The 5,573-nt window shown below is 64.5% G+C and carries 7 protein-coding genes; 4 read left to right on the top strand and 3 right to left on the bottom strand.

Annotated features, from left to right (window positions below):
• Positions 1-336: ATP-binding cassette domain-containing protein (locus WBQ44_RS06960; protein ID WP_495565986.1), on the top strand; the 336-nt coding region annotated here is incomplete at its 5' end.
• On the opposite strand, the gene WBQ44_RS06955 is transcribed toward WBQ44_RS06960, so the two are convergent.
• Positions 333-737 carry a hypothetical protein gene (locus WBQ44_RS06955; protein WP_495565985.1) on the bottom strand — a complete coding sequence of 135 codons (405 nt, stop codon included), beginning with the start codon at positions 735-737 and terminating at the stop codon, positions 333-335. The genes WBQ44_RS06960 and WBQ44_RS06955 overlap by 4 nt on opposite strands.
• A 162-nt stretch (positions 738-899) precedes the next feature.
• Here WBQ44_RS06955 and WBQ44_RS06950 point away from each other — a divergent pair, with 162 nt between their 5' ends.
• From WBQ44_RS06950 to WBQ44_RS06940, 3 genes are all read left to right on the top strand, one after another.
• Positions 900-1,925: a YncE family protein gene (locus WBQ44_RS06950; protein WP_495565984.1), complete on the top strand. Its 1,026-nt coding sequence runs from the start codon at positions 900-902 to the stop codon at positions 1,923-1,925.
• Positions 1,926-1,999: 74 nt separating this feature from the next.
• Positions 2,000-2,221, top strand: coding sequence for a DUF5703 family protein (locus tag WBQ44_RS06945; protein WP_495565988.1), 222 nt, complete (start codon positions 2,000-2,002; stop codon positions 2,219-2,221).
• A 65-nt stretch (positions 2,222-2,286) separates the two neighbouring features.
• Entirely contained in the window at positions 2,287-3,354 is a 1,068-nt protein-coding gene (locus tag WBQ44_RS06940; protein WP_495565987.1) for a quinone-dependent dihydroorotate dehydrogenase, read from the top strand.
• A gap of 68 nt (positions 3,355-3,422) precedes the next feature.
• On the opposite strand, the gene WBQ44_RS06935 is transcribed toward WBQ44_RS06940, so the two are convergent.
• Complete coding sequence (locus tag WBQ44_RS06935) at positions 3,423-3,950, bottom strand: YbhB/YbcL family Raf kinase inhibitor-like protein (protein ID WP_495565983.1); 528 nt, start codon at positions 3,948-3,950, stop codon at positions 3,423-3,425.
• Between the two features lie 77 nt (positions 3,951-4,027).
• The gene (locus WBQ44_RS06930; RefSeq protein ID WP_495565982.1) at positions 4,028-5,389 is read right to left on the bottom strand and encodes a M20/M25/M40 family metallo-hydrolase; all 1,362 of its coding nucleotides are present in this window, start codon (positions 5,387-5,389) and stop codon (positions 4,028-4,030) included.
• Positions 5,390-5,573: the final 184 nt, after the last annotated feature.

Here is a 5,573-nt window from a genome sequence, read left to right as displayed (position 1 = left end):
GCACGCGTGCTCGCGCAACGTACATCGACGCTGTTGCTGGACGAACCGACGGCTGCACTCGATCTCGGCCACCAGGAAACGGTAATGGCGGTGGCCCGCCGACGCGCCCAGCACGCCGATGCGGTCGTCGTGGTTCTGCACGACCTCGGTCTCGCCGCGGCCTACGCAGACCGGGTCGCCGTGCTGAACCACGGCGTTCTCGAGTCGGTGGGGCCGCCTCGACAGGTTCTTCGGGCACCGCTGCTCAGTAGGGTGTACGGGCATCCCGTCGAGGTGTTCGACCACCCGCGAACCGGTGATCTGCTCGTGCTTCCGGTACGCGATACCCGGGCTTAAATGTTCTCGATGAGTGAGCCGAAGCGCCCGAGGAACGAGCGGACAGCCGAGGTGTCTCCAACCCCGTCTGCACGTGAGCCCGTTCGGAGTTCGTCCGCATCGATCACCGCATCGCGGACGGCGGCAACGATGCTGCGCTCGTCCGTCAGATCGATCTCGGTGACCGACTGTTCCGATACCGCAGTCACATCGGACCTGTCGGGAACGGGAGCCGACAGACCGGCGCGATATATCTCGAGGAACAACGTGGCTTTGTGCACCCTGAAAGCGAACGGTCTGCAGTCCTCCGTGCTGCCGAAACCACTCGCATGCGGGCCCGTGGTGACCTGCTCGACGGTGAACCGTCCTGGACACGATTGCACTCCGGAACCCCTGGAATCGTCGCCGGTGATCAACTGCACTCCTCGTTGTTTCCCTCGAACGGTCCCCGCAAACACGCTACCTTCACCGAGATATGTCACCGATGCGCCGGTCCGGCGGCGTCCGTTTCGAAGAGATCAGGCAGTCTTGATCGGCGACGGATGTCGCAGTCGAACACGAGAGATATGGAATCGGCGGAAAACATGAAGCACAGAACGAGCCGGTGGCGAGTGGTCGCCGCGGTTGCCTCGGCGACGGCATGCCTGGTCGCGGCAGGCTGCTCCGACAACGACTCCCCCGAAGACCCCGACTCCATCAGCGTCGAGCCGTTGTCAGGCGTTGAATCGCCCGAAACGTCCACTCCCCCGAGCGGTTCGGTCGTTGCCTCACCCTCCGGTTTGCATTCCACCACATTCGACGAGTCGACGCGCTCCGTCCTCGCACTCGACGACGCCGCGACGTCCTTGCTGATCTTCGACGCCGGTGACCTCGAGGCAGCACCCAGGACCGTCGCACTTCCCGGCGCTGCCGCCGACATCGTTCCGACCGGTGACGGGGCGGTTCTACTGCCCATGCAGGATGAGCTCGGACGGCTCGACGTACGCAACGCAGAGGTGAGCACAACGAAGGTCAACGGTGATCTCATCAGCGCCGCCGTACTGGCCGGAGGCGAAATCGCTGTCGGCGACGCCGGTGGCTCGATTCACATCGTCGATACGAACTCGGATTCGTCACGCACCATTTCCGGTCTGTCGTCGGTGGACTCGCTGGCCTCGACCGAACACGGTCTGGCTGCCCTGGACAGACGCCAGACCTCGCTGACGCAGATCGACCTCGACGGGGGTTCGCTCGGCCTTGCATTGCGAGCAGGGACCGGCGCCGCCGAACTCACCACCGACCGCTACGGACGAATCCTCGTCACCGATGCGGCGGGTGGGGAGTTACTCGTGTACTCCTCGGACGACCTCCTGCTGCGTCAACGCTTTCCGATCGGCTCCCAGCCGTGGGGCATCGCATACGATGACAGGTCCGACGTCGTCTGGGTCACGACCCCGGGCAGCAACGAAGTGGTGGGATACACGCTCGACACAGGAATTCCCGTCGAGACCCGCAGGTTCTCCACGGTGAAGCAACCGGACTCCATTGCCGTCGATCGCGACACCGGTGTCGTGTATGTCGGGTCCGCCGAAGGGGAGGGGTTGCAACGAATCCCGATCGGTAACGACTGACGAGGTCGAACCGCAGTACGAACGAAGCGAGGCGAGAAGCCACGGTGGCGAAAACCAACAGCACGCGCAGTCGAATGCCCTCCGAATGGGAGGCGGCGCCGTCCGACGACTGGGAATACGTGCCTCTACGCCTACCTCCCGATGTGACCCGCGTGACCGCGTCGATGAGATTGGCCATTCAAGCCGAGTTCGGGGGCTGGGAGCTCTCCCGCGTCCGGCTCTACACGGACGGCAGCCGTAAGGTGCTGCTCAAGCGCAAGAAGACCGCACATCACGTCCCCGAGCCGGGGATGTAGCCGGCCGCGGCAAGTATTTTTTCAATCAGAGAGTCCAATCAGAGAGTAGGACTGTGGGCCAGATCCTGTACCGCGCGTTGCTTCGACTGATGTTCCTTTTACCTCCGGAGCGCGTCCATCACCTGGCATTCGGGGCGATGCGTGCCGTCACGTCGTTCGGCCCGCTTCGGGCGGTCGTGTCCCGCGTATTCGTCGTCGACGATCCGGCACTGCGCAGCACGGTGTTCGGAATCGATTTCCCCAGACCGCTCGGACTCGCGGCGGGATTCGACAAGGATGCCGACGGAGTCGACGCGTGGGGTCCGCTCGGCTTCGGATTCGCCGAGATCGGCACCGTCACCGCGCAGGGGCAACCCGGCAATCCTGCGCCCAGGCTGTTTCGCTTGCCCGCCGACCGCGCGATCGTCAACCGCATGGGCTTCAACAACCACGGAGCCGGCAATGCCGCCAACATCCTTCGGCACCGACGCGGTGGCATTCCCATCGGCGCCAACATCGGAAAGACGAAGGTGACTCCCGCGGCCGAGGCCGCTGCCGACTACACCTACAGCGCCACACTTCTCGGCCCGCTCGCAGATTTCCTCGTCGTCAACGTCAGCTCGCCGAACACGCCGGGGCTGCGCGATCTGCAAGCAGTCGAGTCACTTCGGCCGATTCTCGAAGCCGTGCAGTCCGTCGCGTCGGTACCGGTGCTGGTCAAGATCGCGCCGGATTTGTCGGACGACGACATCGACGCCGTGGCAGACCTTGCCGTCGAGCTCGGCCTCGACGGAATCGTCGCGACAAACACCACGATCGGGCGGGACGGACTTCGCAGCGCCCCGGACAAGGTGGGCAACATCGGTGCAGGCGGCCTGTCCGGGGCGCCGTTGGCCGACCGTTCGCTGGAAGTTCTCCGGCGCCTCTACGGTCGAGTCGGCGGAAACATCGCATTGGTGTCCGTCGGGGGAATCGAAACCGCAGACCAGGCGTGGGAGCGCATCGTGGCCGGAGCATCGCTCGTCCAGGGGTACACCGGGTTCATCTACGGCGGCCCGTTCTGGATGCGCAGAATCAACCGGGGCATCGCCGAACGCGCACGCGCCGCAGGCTTCGACACAGTGGGAGCGGCAGTCGGTTCCGGCCACCGTTGATCACGCCGGTTCGTGCGGACGCCCAGTCCAAAGGGCGGGCACGAACCGACGGATGGATCGACCGTTCGTCAGGCCTGGTAGATGCCCGTCAGCAACGCACGACCGATGGCGTGCGAGAACAAGTTGAATCCCAGGTACGCCGGAGTCGCGGTCTCGTCGACCTCCAACCGATCCACGTCGACTGCGTGTACCGCGAAGATGTACCGGTGGGGTCCATGCCCCTTCGGCGGGGCAGCGCCGATGTACCGGAACAGACCCGCGTCGTTCTTCAACGTCACTGCTGTTGTCGGAACGCCGCTGCCGGTGTCGTCGCCTGCGCCCGCAACCAGCGTCGTTGTCGTCACCGGAATGTTCGCGACGGCCCAGTGCCAGAAGCCCGACGCGGTCGGCGCGTCGGGGTCGTAGACCGTGACGGCAAAGCTCTTGGTCCCCTCGGGGAAACCCGACCAGGACAGCTGCGGGGACGTGTCGTGGCCACCCGCGCCCATGATGCCGCTCACCTGCTGTGAATCCAGCGTCCCACCTTCGCGGAAGTTCTCCGACGTCAATTCGAACGACGGCAGCTCCGGCAATGCGGCGTAGGGGTCGTATGTCATCTTGTCGATGTCCTCTCGATGAATATCGGTCGTTTCGCCGGCCACGCTCGTGGGAGGTCGGCGGATGCTCTCGGTGTTCAGCTGTGGAGTAGAAAGTGCTCCAACACCTGTGTACCGAACGCGAGCGACTCCACGGGTACCCGCTCGTCGACGCCGTGGAACAGCGCCGCGAAATCCAGTTCCGGCGGCAACCTGAGCGGAGCGAACCCGAAGCAGCGAATGCCCAGCTTGGCGAAGGCCTTGGCATCGGTGCCGCCCGAAAGCATGTACGGAACGGTCCGACCGTTCTCGTCGTGCGCGAGCACTGCGTCGTTCATCGCATCGACGAGGTGACCGTCGAACGTCGTCTCGTACGAGTCGAGCTTGGTGATCCACTCCCGCTCGACGTTCGGACCGATCAACTCGTCGACCTCACGCTCGAACGCGGCCTGCCGACCCGGGACCACCCGGCAGTCGATCACTGCCTCGGCTGTCTGCGGGATGACATTCGCTTTGTAGCCCGCCTTCAACATGGTGGGATTCGCAGTGTCACGAAGGGTCGCCCCGACGATGCGCGCGATGCTGCCGAGCTTCTGCAACGTGCCGTCGAGATCCGGGGAGGTCGGGTCGAAGTCAAGTCCGGTCTCCTCCCCCACAGCCTTCAGGAACTCGGCCACCGAGTCGGAGATCACCAGGGGAAAAGTGTGGTTGCCGAGCTTCGCCACGGCCTCGGCAAGGTACGTCACCGCGTTCTCGTCGTGAAGGAAGGATCCGTGGCCGGCGCGCGCCTTCGCGGTCAACCTCATCCAGCCGAGGCCCTTCTCCGCGGTCTCGACCATATACAGGCGTTTCTCCGTTCCGTCGGGCCGAGCAACGGTCAGTGAGAAGCCGCCGACCTCGCCGACCGCTTCGGTGACACCCTCGAAAAGGTCCGGTCGATTCGCGACGAGCCACTGCGAACCCCACCGACCGCCGTTCTCCTCGTCGGCGAGAAAGGCGAACATGATGTTGCGGGGCGGGACCGTCCCGTTCGACTTGAATTGTCGCGCGAGGGCCAGCGCCATCCCGACCATGTCCTTCATGTCCACGGCGCCGCGTCCCCAGACATATCCGTCCTCCACGGCGCCGGAGAACGGGTGAACACTCCAGTCGGCGGGCTCCGCGGGCACGACGTCGAGGTGCCCGTGGATCATCAAGGTTCCGCGTTCGCTGTCGGCACCGGCGAGGGTGGCGAAGACGTTGCCGCGACCGGGGGCTCCGGATTCGACGTATTCGGTCTCGTAGCCCACCTCCTCGAGTTTTTTCGCCACCCATTCGGCGCACTCCTTCTCTCCCACGGTCGTGTCGAGTTCACCGGTGTTCGATGTATCGAAACGGATCAGGGAACTGACAAGATCGACGACCTCGTCGAGAGCTCGCGTGGGTGCAGGGTCGCGGGGGGTGCTGTTCGCTGAGGACACCTCACTTTCCTACCACTCGTCGATAGCCCGCGAGCGAACTGACGTGCGGATTTGGGCTATCGGCCACGCGTCGTATATCTTTGTCCAGCACGCAGCGAGCAGGTGTGCGAACAAGTGAATAACTGTGCGCGCAGGCGCACGACTGGTCCGAGTGGCGGAATGGCAGACGCGCTAGCTTGAGGTG

This window comes from Rhodococcus sp. (in: high G+C Gram-positive bacteria), from assembly GCF_049591685.1.
In the GTDB taxonomy this organism is placed as follows: Bacteria; Actinomycetota; Actinomycetes; order Mycobacteriales; family Mycobacteriaceae; genus Rhodococcoides.
Note: the sequence above shows the minus strand (reverse complement) of the source record. Positions and strands in the feature narration are given on the sequence as shown.

What these genes read in the sequence shown, in the direction of transcription:
- WBQ44_RS06950 (WP_495565984.1), top strand. Translation starts at nt 900, where the DNA reads ATGAAGCACAGAACGAGCCGGTGGCGAGTGGTCGCCGCGGTTGCCTCG.
- WBQ44_RS06945 (WP_495565988.1), top strand. Translation starts at nt 2,000, where the DNA reads ATGCCCTCCGAATGGGAGGCGGCGCCGTCCGACGACTGGGAATACGTG.
- WBQ44_RS06935 (WP_495565983.1), bottom strand. Translation starts at nt 3,950, where the DNA reads ATGACATACGACCCCTACGCCGCATTGCCGGAGCTGCCGTCGTTCGAA.